Origin of the sequence: Synechococcus sp. CC9311, from assembly GCF_000014585.1 — a bacterium.
GTDB lineage: Bacteria > Cyanobacteriota > Cyanobacteriia > PCC-6307 > Cyanobiaceae > Synechococcus_C.
The window spans coordinates 146,521-160,915 of record NC_008319.1 but is presented as its reverse complement, the minus strand read 5'-3'; the positions used below and the strand labels follow the sequence as shown (position 1 = coordinate 160,915).

The following is a 14,395-nucleotide window of genomic DNA, read 5'->3' as shown; positions in this document are numbered from 1 at the left end:
GGTTAGAAACTGAAGAGGATCCGACCGCCAAAGCGCACCTGCTCGGCACTCAGCAGCTGGCCCACATCGAGGATCGAGGCGGCGGTGCTGCCGTAGGCCTCGAGTGCCAGAGAGTCGGTGGTTTGCCAGCGCAGCCCGAGGGTGCCATTGCTTTGGGCAACGTTGTTGACCACCACATTGCCCTCAGGCACCAGTTGCCAGCGGGGGGCCACCTGCACGTTGGTGCTAACCCCCACGGCCCAGAGATTTCCTGCACCGCTCAGAACCAGCTTGGGGTTGAGATTCAGGGCCACAGTGTCCGAGGCTTCCCAGGTGAACATCGTTTCGGCGAACACGTAGCCCTGACCTGTGTTGTTCACAGTGTCGCTGTTGCGGCCGAGGGTGATGCGACCACCTCCCCAGAAGGGGGCCCCGCGCAGGGGGCTGAAGGCCACGGCCTTGCCGCCAATGCGCCAGTTCCAAGCGCCATCGTTGGCGTAGAGCCGGGCCTGGGGTGTGGTTTGAGGAACGTTGTTATAGAGGCCTCCACTGAACAGATAAAGCTGGAACACATTCGAGAGTGAATAGCCGATAAAGGGGTTCACATTGCCGCCGGAATCGGCATTGACCCAGGCGTCGATTTCATCTTCAGGCGGAACAAGGGCGGTATTTACCGTGAGACCCCCGCGAGCAAGGGAGCGCTGCCGCCTGGTTAGCGGCGGTTGAGGGATGTCGGGTACATCAGGGGTGAACACGAAGCTGGCGCTGTAGCCCAGACGGTTGTCGGAGGGCAGAGCGAGCAGGGCCGTGGCCGGTGTGGCCCCAAAACCATTGGTGAGAAGGCCGCGCAAACCAATGCGGGGACTGAGGTTCCAGTTGATGCCGGCCGAATAGATCGGCACACGCGAAAACTGCAGATCGGCGTTGAAGCTATTGGTTCCAGCACCCACGGGTTGGGCGATGCTGGCGGTGAGCCCAAGTTCGGGGAAAGGCTGGAACAGAACCCCGCCACTGATGTAGGGATTTGTGCCATAGAAGGTGCCTGAGCCGCCTTGGCCGCCGCCTTGACTGGAAGGCAGGAAGCTCACACCAGGCGACAGGTTGAATTGCCAGGCATTACTTGCCTGAAAGGTGATTGGCAGGCTGAGGGAGCCAACAATGTTGCGCGTGAACACCCGACGCCCGGAGTTGTTGAAGATGTTTGGGCTCGAATCACTGCCCTTGTTGGCGAAAGAATCGTCACCACCGCTGCCTACCTCCCAGGCCTCCAAGGAGCCGCTGATGGCCAGTTTCCATTGGTCTTGATCGAGCCATTTCCAGCGTGCGGCGGCGCCATAGCTTTGCCAGAAGTTGCCTGGCTGCTTGGTGAAGCCGGTGATTTGGGCTGAGAGGGGGTCGTCGGCCTGACTCACGAAGGCTGAAAGCAGGAGGTTGTCGCTTAGGCCCACATCGAGGTTCACGGCGTAGTTCTGGTTGCCGGTGCCGGAGGCTTCGCCGGAATCGAAGGGTGAAATATTGAAGAAACCGATCCGCCACTGCTCCGATAGGAAGGTGGTGGCTGTGGGAACGGCCGGAGAGAGTCGCAGCAGGGGAAGGAAATCGTTCCGTTCGAGAGGGATGGTGTTGACCACCGCTTCCACTTGATCAGCTGTGAGTGGTTGGAGTGCCGCTGCCGGTGCATCAGCTTTGACCGGCAGCACAGGATGGGGCAGGAGCTCCCAGCGCGGGGCTTGATTGGCGAGCGGTTTGACCGCTCGCTGTTGGAGCGGCGGCTGAGGGCTCGGCAGCGGTGGTGGCGGTAGGGGAGGGCTCCAGAGGATTGGCATTAGCTGGCCCCAGTTTTCTGGCTGCGCAGCAGGGCCAGCTGGCCGGGAAGGGGATTGGTGCCCGGATGGACCTGCATCAAATAATCGAGAGCTGCCTCTGGGCTGAGCTCGTGGCGTTCGACAAGCCAGGCCAGGCACACCAGGGGTGAGCGCTCCATCGCGGCAACACAGTGCACAAACACCGGAGCCTGCTGTTGATGCAGCTGGAGAAGCAGGGCAAGAGCATCGCGAAGTTCGCTTCGATCGGGCAGGCGCCCGCTGCGGTGATCGGGCAGCACAATGCGGCGGCAGGCAAAGTGCTGTTCAAGAGAGGGCGGAGGTGGTGCTTCCTCCTCGGAACAAACGCTGAGAACGGAGCCAACCCCAGCCTCTTTGAGACGCAACACGTGGCGCTCCGCTCGAGGAGCAGGGCCAATCGCCAGCTCATCGATGAGGATCCAGTGGATATGAAACCGTTGTTGCATGGCGATCAGTTGTCGAGCCATTGCATGAAGCGACGGCTACGTTCCCGTAGCTGTTCTCGCCATGTTGGTGATGCCTTGAGGCTTTTGCCTGCGCCTTCACTGCTCGAGTCGATGCTGTCTTCTGGGTCGGCGTAGTTGGCGTAGAGGGCCGCTGAATAGCTGTTGTACCCGCCATATCCATATCCATATCTGCCGTATCCGTATTTGCCATAGCCGTATTTGCCGTAGCCAAACTGATTGGATTGCTCCTCGGTGCTCACGGCATTGGTGATGAGGCCCAGCAAGGGAACGCCGCTGGAGACGATTCTGTTGACCGCTTCTTGGGGCAAGCCTCGGTCAACGCGATTCAGACTCACGAGCAGCATCAGGCCATCACAGTGTTCGGCCACAAGGGAGGCGTCGGCCAGGCCCAGCACCGGTGGGGTATCGAACAACACCAGATCAAAATCGTTGCTTTGAGTGATCTCCTGAACGAGGTCATGCATTCTCTGTGAACTGAGCAAACGCGTGGGATCCGGTGGCCGCAGGCCAGCGGTCATCACGCTCCAGTTTTCGTATCCAGGGACCTGTTTGCAGAGATCCCTCCAATGCAAAGCGTCTTCTGTGATCAGGTTGGAGAGCCCCTGGAGATTGTTGATTCCGAGGCGGATGTGCAGTTGTGGTTTGCGGAGGTCTGCATCCACGAGCAGTACCCGCTGCCCCATTTCGGCAAGGGTTTTGGCGAGCAGCACATTCACAAGAGATTTCCCTTCTGCTGGAAGTGAGCTTGTGAGAGCTACGGCTTTTAACGGTCGTTCGGTGTTGAGGAAACGCAGTGATGTGAACAGATTGCGGAATGCTTCCTGGTAAAAAAAACGTTGGTAGCGATCTTGTTTGCGGCTCTCTGGAGCGTTCGTAGCGTTGTTATTGCTCGATTGATCAAGTTCGTTGAGAAGGAAGCGTTTGTCTTCCCGCACCCCTTTGAAAAAAGCCACGTGAGGAATATGGCCAAGAAGAGGCAGGTTCAGATCATCTTTGACCTCTGCTGGGAGATGAAAGACATGATCGAAGCGATCACGAATCAGGCCGGCAGCTACGCCAGCAACGAGCCCGAGCATGGCGCCTAGGGCCAGGTTCCTCGGAATCGATGGCTTGATCGGGTTGGGATCAATCTCTGGTGGATCGATCACGCGCCAGGGCACAGAACTCTGGGCGCTTTCGAGACGGAAGGTTTCCCTGGCACTCACCAGTCCAGACAGGTTTTCTTGAGCGAGTGTGAGCTTGGTTTGCAGCGTTTCGTACTGCTTGATGAGAGCAGGTTGTTTCAGGAAGTTGTCCTGCAGGGTGCGCTCCTGGGCCCGGGCGGTGGCGAGGCGGTTGGCGTTGAGGCCGAGGGCTGCATCCACGGCTTCCAGTTGGTTTTCACGCAACAGTGGTTGGAGCTGCTCGAGACGGGCCTCAAGGCTGAGCACCATGGAAGAGTTGTTGACAAATTTCGAGCGGGCTTCCGCCAGTTCGGTTTCCACTTTGAGCAGTTGTTGCAACAAGCTTTGGTCGGCGTCGCTGACAGCAAGACCCTGAGACTGCTGGTTGCCGGTTACGACTCCACCGCTGCCGGTGCTGATGGCTTCTTGAAATCCCCGGGCGCTGAGGCTGCCGCTGGCAATGTCTTGACGCACGCGTTTCAAGCGACTGCGCTCTGCTTCAAAGCCAAAAATCTGAGTCGCCAGTGTGGCTTCCCGCTGTTTCAGGGCAGTGCCTTCAATGGCGGGCTCGAGCAGGGAGTGGCGCCTTCGAAACTCAGCCAACTCCCCCTGGATGGCGTCTGCTTTGGCCTGCAAGGCCGGGGCCTGTAAATCGAGGAAAGCGATGCCATCGGTGAGTCGTTTCTGGCGCTGTTGCAAAGCTGTTTGCAGGTAGGCCGCGCTGATGGCCTCGAGCAGTTGGCCATCTTCTTTGGGGTTTCGGCCGGTGAGGCTCACTTTGAGCACCCCTTCAGCTTCTTTGCGCTTCGCACCACCGGTTGTGATGTTGATTCGCTCTGCAAGCTCGTTTTCGGAGACATCAAAGCGCTTGGCGATTGGAGCCAGTAGCAGTGGGCTCTCCAATACCTCAATCAAGGTGGGGATGTCGTTTTGAGTGGTGTTGCGAGCGAGTTGCTCAAATACGGTTCCGCTTGCGGCGCTGGAAGCAGCAGAGTTGTTCCCCCCTTCATTGCTGATGGGATCGGTAATTAAGAGCGCAAAGGAGCCTTCATAGACCGGCATGAACAGGCGCTGATAGGTGGTGACGACTCCAGACAGCACTAAAACTGCGGCAGCGGTAAAGCCAACGATCTTTTTTCTGCGCTTCAGCGCGCGCCATAGTTCCCTGAGATCGATCTCATCGCTCGCTTCTGCTTTCAGGTTTGAAAGGTTGAGTCCAAGGTCTCTTACCTGCACGTCCTGGATCGTTTGCGGAACAAGATCAGGGCTTTGACCTGGTCGGGCGATCAGGTTTGACAAGAACTTGAGCTAGAGGATTGTCATTAAAGTCTTAAACATCGTTTAGATCAATAATGAAACGAGTGTTTTTAGGGGTCTATTCCATTTCTGCATAGACAAAGACTATGCCGTTTACGCATAAAGATTGATCCCATGCTTTGGTTGTCTTTCCTGAAACGAAGGAAAGAGTATGTTCGGCGTCGATTTAAAGCAGTCTGCGTTTTTTGACGGAGCTTAAGGGCACTCTTCACAGCAATGCCAAAGCGGAGGTTGGCGTTGATCAACCACGCCCGTGCGCTTCAGCCCACTCAAGGAGAGGCATTCGGCTGCAGGGGTTTGTCCTCTCTATTGCGATGGCAGCTTCGTGCCCGCTCGTTGTGGGTTCAGTGAGTGCTGCTTCTCTGCTTGATGGGCCTGGCACCGATCAGGGCCAAGGAGCATCTGAGTTGATGTCTGCGGACCAAGAAGCTCTGCAGGGAGACGTGTACATCATTGGTCCTGGCGATGTGCTCGACCTCAAGCTGTTTGATGCACCAGAGCTTTCGGGCCCATTAGAGGTGCTGAATGATGGATCGGTGGCACTGCCGTTGGTGGGCAGTGTGGTGTTGAGCGGCCTCACCTTGCAGCAGGCCAGCAGTTGGGCGCGGCAACTTTTGGCTGATCAGTTGCTGCGGCCCGAGCTTCAGCTGCAGGTTGTGCGCCCACGCCCGATCCGCGTGTCGGTGGTGGGCGCTGTGGAGCGGCCAGGCCTGTACTCACTCACCACAACAGAGTCTGTTCAAACGGAGGGCGGGCCCACCACCAGCATTTCTGGATTACCCACGGTGGTGGATGTGATCCAAAAGGCGGGTGGTATCACTCAGCAGGCCAACTTGAGGGAGGTGCAGTTACAGCGAAGGCTGCCGGGTACACCCGTTCGCTTCAAGCGGGCGCGCCTCAATTTGCTTGATCTGGTATTGGAGGGTGATCAGCAACAAAACCCGTTTTTATTTGATGGAGACACGATCAAAATCGAACGGGCAGAAGAGGTGCCTGCAGAAGCGATTGCCTTGGCTTCTGTGAATCTGTCTCCAAAAGTGATTGAAGTGAATGTGATCGGTGAGGTGAATAGCCCTGGCCGCTTGGAGCTGATGGCCAATACCCCATTGGTTCAAGCGATTTTGGCTTCAGGGGGCTTGAAGGATTGGCGTGCCAACGGCGGCAATGTGGAGCTGGTGCGGATTAACCGCAACGGCACGGCCACGCTCAAACGCTTCCGCTTTGATATGAGCCAAGGTGCATCCAATCAAGCCAATCCACCCCTGCGCCAGGGAGATACCGTGCGCGTGGGCCGTAGTTTGCTAGCGAAAGGCAGTGATGCGATTGGGGCGGTGAGTGAACCGGTGAGTGGGTTGGTCACGGTGTACAGCCTGTTTCGCTTAATCAACACCAATAATTAAGCAAGATCAGGACCATTCCTATTGCTGATTCAAAGCGCTTTGGCTGTGGTGGATTGAGCGAACTTGCGCGGAATTCTTGCTTGAGGCTTTCTCGGCATGGAATGAACCTGATTGAATCCGTCAAATGCTTAATAGGGCCGTATTAATTGATGCAAGTGCGTCGTTTAATGCGTTATCTGCATGGAAATAGTTTGTAATTGTTTCTTCTGATGCTTAATGGGCCGAGAAGTTCTTGGATCTTCATAAATTTGTATGCAAAATGTGCATTTTTAGCGTTTTATGCACTGTCTGCATAAAGTGAGTATCAGTCAAAGGGCACGTATCCGGTATTAAATAGTTACTATTGAGATACGAATGCGTGCTTTTAGGGTTTTGGCGCGGTATCGACGGGCTGATGGGCTTTCCCCGCAGTGAATCACTCGGAATTGCCGCACTTTGATGCAGGAGAATGTCAAAGCTTTGGTGAGGTGGTTGAGCTTTTGCTCCCACCCGCCTCAGGATTCAACAAAATTGCTGTGTCTGCGCAACGAACTCCATACAGCTGCTGATTAAACCTTCAAGTCCCATTTCAATATGCAAATAAGGCTTCCTTGGCTTCTGTCTCGTCGCCGTCTTTTGGCTGCCATTCTCCTTGATAGTGGCGTGTGTTTAGTTGTCTATTGCAGTCTCTTTCTGTCTTGTTTTGGGCGTTGGCCTGAATTATCAGTTCCATTGTTGATCCTTTGGATCAGTTGGTTGGTTGGTAGCTACATATTGGGTCGTTATCCAGGAATTGATCGCTTCAATCTTTCTCCCAATTCGTTGGTTCTTATTCAGCTTGTAGTAAAAACATTCCTCGTGGTTGTGTTCAGTCTTGGTGGAACACTTTCTTACCACTGGTTGCTCAAAGGCGCATCAGGAGATGTTCTGTTTCGCAGCTTCCTGCTTCCTTACCTCGGCTTGTTGGGGATATTCAGCTTGATGGCACAGATCTTTTTGCGTGCATGCATCAAAAGGAGACTGTCAGATGGAAAATTCTGGCAGTTTTTGGGAACTCAAAAGGCATATCAGCGGCTTCAGCATCACCTCCTGTGGTCACGCTTGTCGGCTCGTCTCGATCATTTCTCTTATGCTCAGTTGAACGAAGTTGGTCCATATCCCATCGTTGTTGATGATGTTGATTCTGAACCAGCTCCAATTCTTCATCGTCTTTTAGAGCTTCAGCAACAAGGTCTAATAGTGATTTGCCGGCATGAATGGTGTGAAGCTGTTTTGCAGCGTTTCCCTCCAGAGTTTCTGAGTGATGTTGAATTGCTTCGCGGTGAATTTTCACGGCCTGCAAGTAAGTTTGAAACTCGGTTGAAACGTCTCGGTGATGTGATTGTGTCGGCTTTGCTGATAGTGCTCACGAGTCCTCTTTTGCTGATCTCAGCCTTGTTGATCAAGATTGAAGATGGTGGCCCGATTCTTTATTCACAAACCCGATCCGGCTTTGAAGGCATTCCTTACACAATCTGGAAGTTGAGGAGTATGCGCATCGATGCTGAGCGTGATGGTGCCCAGTGGGTGAAGTGTGCAGATTCCCGTATCACCAGGGTTGGCTCCCTTTTAAGGCGAACACGGTTGGATGAGCTCCCACAGCTTTGGTGTGTTTTGTCTGGAAGCATGAGTCTTATAGGCCCAAGGCCTGAACGACCTGAATTTGATCAGGATCTTGAAAAAAAGATTCCGCATTACTGTTTAAGGCAGCGCATTCGGCCTGGCCTCAGTGGTTGGGCTCAAGTTAACTATCCTTATGGATCTTCAGTTGAAGACGCGGCTAATAAGCTTAGCTATGACCTTTATTACCTTAGAAATTTTTCTTTTTGGCTGGATCTACTGATCCTTTTTAAAACAATGCGTTTGGTTTTTAATGCTCAGGGTGCAATTCCTGTTCCGAGTGCCCCATTAAATCACGACAAAATCTCTAGTTTTTAAATGTCAGAATTAAGTCATTGCAAAAAGGCGCTGATCACCGGAATTACAGGCCAAGACGGAAGTTATTTAGCGGAATTGCTGCTGGAGAAGGGATATGAGGTGCATGGGATTAAGAGGCGTGCAAGCAGCTTCAACACCAATAGGATCGACCATCTCTACCAAGATCCGCATGTGGATGATCCGCGGTTGGTGCTGCACTACGGAGATTTAACGGATAGCAGCAATTTGATCCGGATCATTGAGCAGGTGCAGCCGGATGAAATTTATAACCTCGGAGCCCAAAGCCATGTGGCAGTGAGCTTTGAAGCACCGGAATACACAGCGAATAGTGATGCATTAGGTACGCTGCGAATATTAGAAGCGGTGCGGATGCTGGGGCTCACGGAGACAACGAGGATCTATCAGGCGAGCACGAGTGAGCTGTATGGCTTGGTGCAGGAGATGCCGCAAAAGGAGAGCACGCCGTTTTACCCACGCAGTCCCTATGGGGTGGCCAAGTTGTATGCGTACTGGATCACGGTGAATTACCGGGAGGCTTACGGGATGTATGCCTGCAATGGGGTGCTGTTCAACCACGAGAGCCCCAGGCGTGGTGAAACGTTTGTGACGCGCAAGATCACGCGGGGTTTGGCACGGATTGATGCGGGTTTAGAGGATTGCCTGTATATGGGCAATCTCGATTCGCTGCGGGATTGGGGACACGCCCGGGATTATGTGGAGATGCAGTGGCGAATGCTGCAGCAGGAGGGTCCACCGGAGGATTTTGTAATCGCCACGGGGCGGCAGGAAAGCGTGCGGCGGTTCATTGAATTAACGGCACTGGAACTGGGCTGGGGCGCGATCGAGTGGGAAGGCAAGGGGTTAGAGGAAACGGGCAAACGCAGCACTGGGGAAGTGGTAGTGCGGATTGATCCGCGCTATTTCCGTCCAGCTGAAGTGGAGACGCTGCTCGGTGATCCCGCGAAGGCCAAGCAGAAGCTGGGCTGGACGCCAACGACAACGCTGGAAGAGTTAGTGGCGGAGATGGTGGCGACTGACAAGGAGGAGGCCAAGAAAGAGGCTTATTTGAAATTGAAAGGATTCAATGTGGTGGGCTCGATGGAAAATCCACCAACGAATCCTGATGCCGTCAAGGCCGCTGGAGGCAAGGCGTGAGCAGCTTGATCAAAGCGGACGATCGTTTTTTTGTTGCAGGAGCAAGGGGCATGGCGGGCAGCGCGATCTGCCGGGCGTTGCAAGAGAATGGCTATGGCGATGAAACGAAAGGCGGAGCCTTACTGACGCCAACGCGCCAGGAGCTGGACCTGCTCAATCACGAAGTAGTGAAGGCTTGGTACGAAGAAAACAAGCCAGATGTGGTGGTGCTGGCAGCCGCCAAGGTGGGCGGAATTTATGCCAATGACACCTATCCAGCCGATTTCTTGTTGGAGAACCTCAAGATCCAAACGAATGTGATTGAAGGTGCTTGGAAAGCGGGGGTGCGGCGATTGCTCTTTCTGGGTAGTAGTTGTATTTACCCGAAGTTTGCCGAGCAACCGATCAAAGAAGAAGCGTTATTGACAGGATCATTGGAGCCCACGAATGAGTGGTATGCGATCGCCAAGATTACGGGGATCAAGCTGTGCGAATCGTTGAGACAACAGTATGGATTTGATGCGATCAGCTTGATGCCAACGAATTTGTATGGCCCTGGAGATAACTATCACCCGGAAAATAGCCATGTGCTGCCAGCGCTCATCCGCCGCTTTCATGAAGCCAAGCAAGCTGGGGCAAAAAGTGTGACGTGTTGGGGAACGGGATCACCGCTGCGTGAGTTTTTGCATGTGGATGATCTGGGTAATGCCTGCGTGTTTGCGCTGGAAAACTGGAGCGCTCTTGATCAAGATGCACCAAAAGATGATCAAGGGAAACCGCTGGCGTTTTTGAATCTGGGAACGGGAGTGGATCTAACGATTCAGGAGTTAGCGGAACAGATCGCAGCAGTCGTTGGGTTTGAAGGAACGATTGAGTGGGACACAAGTAAGCCGGATGGAACACCAAAGAAACAACTTGATGTCAGCTTGATGAAGCAGCTAAACTGGAGTGCGAGCATCCCTATAAGGGAAGGATTGTGTTTGGTCTACGAGGATTTCATTAAGGAAGGATTGTCGCAGAATTTGCGTAATTAAATCTGCTCTAAACACCCATTGCATTCACGATCAATCTTTCGAGATCATAACAAATTTTCATATTAAATTCGTTCAATTTTCTAAATTGTAATCTTGCAATGAATAGTATTTGCTTTGCTGGTAATTTTTTGCAATTCTATAAGATTTGATTCTTTAATGCTTTTTAGTGTACTATTTTAGTGTTTTCTATTAAAAGTGGTTAAACCTTGGATGTTGAGCAAATTTGCCATCCATCAATAGACTGGTGTTTTCACAAGCTTTAGCTAAAAGCCATCATTAGTCTGTCTAAATTTTCATAATAATAAATACTGACTATTAAAGAGATTTTGCAATGTCCAGTATTTTATTTATGTCTTGGTGTCAACCATATGATAAAATTATTGCATCTAGATATTTAAATAATAACGAATTTGCATAAAAAAGTGTCTTATATCTATCCTGCAAATGTTTTTATAGGTAGCTTTGCTCTACTATTTTTTTGTTTAGCGGTTCCCCCTTCTTCAGAATTATCATATAATACTTGGCTCTTCACAATATTGTATTTTGTTGGATGTTCTGTTCCATCAATATACATTGTTTTACACACAAAACAATGTTATCCGCTGTTAGGCAAAAATAAATTTTCTCCTATAGCTTATGACTATATATGTTTAATTATCTTTTTTTCATCTTTACTTTCATTTGTCTTCGGTGCTGTTGGATCTTTGGACTTTCAATCAGCTGGCATATTTGCTGAATTGTATAGAAATGGTTTTTATAAAGGTTCTGGTATATATACTATGCCTTGTTTGTCTTTTAGCTCAATCGTTCTACTTGCAGAAATTTACACTTCAAGTTCATTAATGAGCTCTAAAAGATTTTGGCTTGCTTTGATAATTTTAAGCTCCGCGTCAATTTTGTTGGGACTGAGAGTATTTCTTTTTGCCACGCTTATACATTTATTAGTGAGATTAAATTTCTTAAATTCTAAAGGTATTATCGTCTTATTATCGGCACCTATTCTTCTTGGCCTTGTTACAATTTTCTACAAAACTTACTTAGGTATTCCGTATTCCTTTGAGTTGTGGATAAATTTATTTACAAGGTTGAATTTACATGATACCGCATTTATAATTACATCTAGTTCTAACAGCATGCCTTTTACGGAAATTTTATTTCCGATAGGCGACACCGAAATTCTTAAACAATCTATCCTATCAGGAGGTAATAAAAACGTTCTTTATGCAGCTTTTCCGTTTTTGTCGAAATACTCAGGAGTTGCATTGCCTGCGGGAATACATTTTTTGGTGTTAGGCCCCATTCTTTCAATATTTGTTTACACTGCCTATTGTCTTTCTTCAGTAAAATTAGCATTACTCAAATTTAAAACAGATTCTATTATCAAATTATTGCAAATCGCCTTGGTATGCGTGTTGATTGTAGGTATGATCGAAGACTATAGCAACACAATTACCCTTCTTCTTTCTTCAATATTCGCTTTAGTAGTTTTTATTTTCCCAAGGATTTTTAAGATTAAAGCATGATGCCTTGCAAAATAATCATCTTTCAAAAAGATGTAGATTATCGTGTTCTAAACTATTACGATCATTTGGCGCTTATGCTGGGCGAAGTTGAGATAATCTTAATTTGCCCTGATAACAATATACATGGCATTAATTCGCCTGAATTTATCACTGTTATTCACGATAAAAATATATTGCAGCGACATAAAGTAGATCAAATGCCTGAGTATCTTTCAATGAGCGGATGGTATAAACAACAGATCATAAAAATTTTGACAGCCGATTATTTTTTTCATCTTGATATGAAAAACTTACTTATTCTTGATGGTGATACTTTTGTTTCCCCAATGGTATTCAAAAATCAGATTTATCTTACGAGAAAGAATGAGCCAAATACTTACTTAAATATGTTTAAATTCATGCCTTCGATATCCCGCTTCGAAGGAGTAGCTCGCTTACTATTAAATCAAAAAATATCTCCAATTGTAAATTTTGGTATATGGAATCGTCAGGTTTTTGAGAATGTATTCTGTTGTAGTAATAATTGGCAGCAAATTCTTGTTCGAGATATTTCTAACTATGATGCCTCTAATTCTTTGGCAACCCCAGGTTTTAGTGAATACTTGTTGATGACCGCTGCAACTATATACGATTTATCTCCTTCGATAGGTAAATTACGATATTTCCGTCGTGCAGACCTCGTTTATTCATTTCTCATTAATAAAACAAATCCATTTGCAAATAACTGTCATTTTGATATGATTTCATTCGAAAATACACATGATGCAAATACTTTTAAAAAGTTCTTGGCATCGTTAGCATGGATATTTGGAATTGAAATAGTCTGATGTTTGTACTTTTTTTTCTGATTTCAATATTAGTCTTTATTGAGTCTTCCACAAGTATTGCTAGATCTGTAGGGTTTTCAGTAAATAGCCCATATGCTGGAATCACCCTACAAGGTTCATTGTCAATAGTTTCTAGATTTGTTATTTTTTTATACAGCCCACTGCTTGGGTGGTTAGCTGATACAAAGAAAATTGATTTAAATGTAGTTAATTCAATACCTTATTTATACTCTTTGGTTCCTATAAGTCTTTTGGCAGTGTTTGTTCTCCAAAATCAAATAGCATCGTTGTATGGGAAATTAATAACTACATCATTGACCCATGGTCGTTGGATTAAACAACCCTCAAAAGGATTTCGTTCTACAATTAAAGATATTACCTTGAGGCCAATTACTGCATCTTTTAAATTTAATACAAGGCTTAAGCGCTTCTCAAGAGTTAAATGTATGATCCTTTTGCTTTATTTTCCATATTATGCGGCTTGGCCGATTACTTTTGTACTCATAGCTTCTTACCCAGACTACAGAGCAACTTTTTTAAGTGCATCAACTGTTTTGACCGCATTAAATACTATCGGTTTGACTATTTGGTTTGATCCTATCCTTTTAAAAATGCAAAATCATCAGAGGAGTTCAGTGCTATTTCTAAATTCGTTAGTGATTACTAGGCTTTGGTCAAGTCTATTGGTTTATTTAATTTTAATACCCATTTGCTTCTTTTAGGCTTTCAAAGTTATATTTACTTCTTTGTATGGGTAGTTGCCATTCAAAAAAATGCATATGGGTACTGAGTTTTTTTATTTTGCCATTGCCTTGTTCTCAAGCTTTTTACATTCCGAGCTCTCTTAGAATTATTTATCCTACCTTTACAAGTATTTCACTGAATATTTACAATGATTCATCTTCGAATGTGTGGTGGTCTTGGCAACCAGTTATTTCAGCTATCCACCGCTTTAAAGTTAAGACAATCAATTGCCAGTAATCAATCAATTCTAATAAACTTTGCAGGAGAAAAATATGCGGCAAATAGAGTATTAGCCTTTGAGCCTTTGTTTGAAATTCCTTCATGGCTTCTTTTTGAACCTGTTTCGCTACGCGATCAATTGCTTAAATATAGCTCTGTCCATCTCCGCGTTGGCCGTTATACATGGAATGCATATAATGATGTCTTCAGGTTCATACCATTTCCTTCGTCAGATATTTTTTTAGATGGTTACTTCTGGAGAAAATTTGATAAACCTAGTGCAAATAGTTTCTTCCCTCAGCTTAACTTGCAGTCCCTTAAGTTCGACAGATCATGGCTTAGATTTTTGAGGAATACAGTTGCTGTTCATATTCGAGGTGGGGATTTTATCTCGCATCAAAAGTTTAATGTTTGTGGCTATCAATATTACAAAGAAGCCATATCTATTGCTATTGCCAAAGGCTTTGATGATTTTATTATTGTGTCTGATGATCAAAAACATGCTGCTATGCTTATGAATCAAATTTTAGATGAAATGCCTCGCATTACATATCAATTTCTGCCCTCTTCATCTCCTCTAAGCGACTTTAATTTTTTGAGACAAATGCCTTGCAAAATTCTTAGCAATAGTACTTATTCTTGGTGGTCTTCTGCGTTATCAATTGCCCCAAAAATAACAATTGTGCCTTCACACTTGGCCCTGGGTCTGCAAAGGCCTAGACAATTGCATGAAGATATAATTTACTTATACTAATTATCTATTTATTCTCATGCCAACTTTTACCGCT

At 48.0% G+C, this 14,395-nt stretch carries 11 protein-coding genes; 8 read left to right on the top strand and 3 right to left on the bottom strand.

What is annotated here, in order from left to right:
- Window positions 1-2 precede the first annotated feature (2 nt).
- Genes SYNC_RS00775 through SYNC_RS00765 form a run of 3 tightly spaced genes read right to left on the bottom strand, consistent with a single transcriptional unit; the run spans window position 3 to window position 4,752 of the window.
- Complete coding sequence (locus SYNC_RS00775) at window positions 3-1,805, bottom strand: hypothetical protein (protein WP_011618137.1); 1,803 nt, start codon at window positions 1,803-1,805, stop codon at window positions 3-5.
- The gene (locus SYNC_RS00770) at window positions 1,805-2,290 is read right to left on the bottom strand and encodes a dual specificity protein phosphatase family protein (RefSeq protein ID WP_011618136.1); all 486 of its coding nucleotides are present in this window, start codon (window positions 2,288-2,290) and stop codon (window positions 1,805-1,807) included. Before SYNC_RS00770 ends, SYNC_RS00775 begins: the two co-directional genes overlap by 1 nt.
- Window positions 2,275-4,752 (bottom strand): polysaccharide biosynthesis tyrosine autokinase, encoded by a 2,478-nt coding sequence (locus SYNC_RS00765; protein WP_011618135.1) that lies wholly within the window; start codon window positions 4,750-4,752, stop codon window positions 2,275-2,277. The genes SYNC_RS00770 and SYNC_RS00765 overlap by 16 nt, the downstream gene beginning before the upstream one ends.
- 332 nt (window positions 4,753-5,084) lie before the next feature.
- On the opposite strand from SYNC_RS00765, the gene SYNC_RS00760 reads away from it, so the two are divergent.
- From SYNC_RS00760 to SYNC_RS00730, 8 genes are all read left to right on the top strand, one after another.
- Window positions 5,085-6,170, top strand: a complete 1,086-nt coding sequence (locus SYNC_RS00760) for an SLBB domain-containing protein (protein WP_148201792.1) — start codon at window positions 5,085-5,087, stop codon at window positions 6,168-6,170.
- A 573-nt stretch (window positions 6,171-6,743) separates the two neighbouring features.
- Window positions 6,744-8,126, top strand: a complete 1,383-nt coding sequence (locus tag SYNC_RS00755) for a sugar transferase (RefSeq protein ID WP_011618132.1) — start codon at window positions 6,744-6,746, stop codon at window positions 8,124-8,126.
- Window positions 8,127-9,281, top strand: coding sequence for a GDP-mannose 4,6-dehydratase (gene gmd / locus SYNC_RS00750; RefSeq protein ID WP_011618131.1), 1,155 nt, complete (start codon window positions 8,127-8,129; stop codon window positions 9,279-9,281).
- Window positions 9,278-10,294: a GDP-L-fucose synthase gene (locus SYNC_RS00745; RefSeq protein ID WP_041426261.1), complete on the top strand. Its 1,017-nt coding sequence runs from the start codon at window positions 9,278-9,280 to the stop codon at window positions 10,292-10,294. The genes gmd and SYNC_RS00745 overlap by 4 nt, the downstream gene beginning before the upstream one ends.
- A gap of 422 nt (window positions 10,295-10,716) precedes the next feature.
- On the top strand, window positions 10,717-11,817 hold the full coding sequence (locus SYNC_RS14100; protein WP_148201791.1) for a hypothetical protein: 1,101 nt from the start codon (window positions 10,717-10,719) through the stop codon (window positions 11,815-11,817).
- Window positions 11,814-12,644, top strand: coding sequence for a DUF6492 family protein (locus tag SYNC_RS00735; RefSeq protein WP_011618128.1), 831 nt, complete (start codon window positions 11,814-11,816; stop codon window positions 12,642-12,644). The genes SYNC_RS14100 and SYNC_RS00735 overlap by 4 nt, the downstream gene beginning before the upstream one ends.
- Window positions 12,644-13,366, top strand: coding sequence for a hypothetical protein (locus tag SYNC_RS14095; RefSeq protein ID WP_011618127.1), 723 nt, complete (start codon window positions 12,644-12,646; stop codon window positions 13,364-13,366). Before SYNC_RS00735 ends, SYNC_RS14095 begins: the two co-directional genes overlap by 1 nt.
- A 185-nt stretch (window positions 13,367-13,551) precedes the next feature.
- Window positions 13,552-14,361 carry an alpha-1,2-fucosyltransferase gene (locus tag SYNC_RS00730; RefSeq protein WP_041426256.1) on the top strand — a complete coding sequence of 270 codons (810 nt, stop codon included), beginning with the start codon at window positions 13,552-13,554 and terminating at the stop codon, window positions 14,359-14,361.
- The last annotated feature ends 34 nt before the right edge of the window (window positions 14,362-14,395 follow it).

Bases quoted from the DNA above. Each gene is read 5' to 3' on its own strand.
- SYNC_RS00775 (WP_011618137.1), bottom strand. From the start codon at position 1,805: ATGCCAATCCTCTGGAGCCCTCCCCTACCGCCACCACCGCTGCCGAGC.
- SYNC_RS00770 (WP_011618136.1), bottom strand. From the start codon at position 2,290: ATGGCTCGACAACTGATCGCCATGCAACAACGGTTTCATATCCACTGG.
- SYNC_RS00760 (WP_148201792.1), top strand. From the start codon at position 5,085: ATGGCAGCTTCGTGCCCGCTCGTTGTGGGTTCAGTGAGTGCTGCTTCT.
- SYNC_RS00755 (WP_011618132.1), top strand. From the start codon at position 6,744: ATGCAAATAAGGCTTCCTTGGCTTCTGTCTCGTCGCCGTCTTTTGGCT.
- gmd (WP_011618131.1), top strand. From the start codon at position 8,127: ATGTCAGAATTAAGTCATTGCAAAAAGGCGCTGATCACCGGAATTACA.
- SYNC_RS00735 (WP_011618128.1), top strand. From the start codon at position 11,814: ATGATGCCTTGCAAAATAATCATCTTTCAAAAAGATGTAGATTATCGT.
- SYNC_RS14095 (WP_011618127.1), top strand. From the start codon at position 12,644: ATGTTTGTACTTTTTTTTCTGATTTCAATATTAGTCTTTATTGAGTCT.
- SYNC_RS00730 (WP_041426256.1), top strand. From the start codon at position 13,552: ATGTGTGGTGGTCTTGGCAACCAGTTATTTCAGCTATCCACCGCTTTA.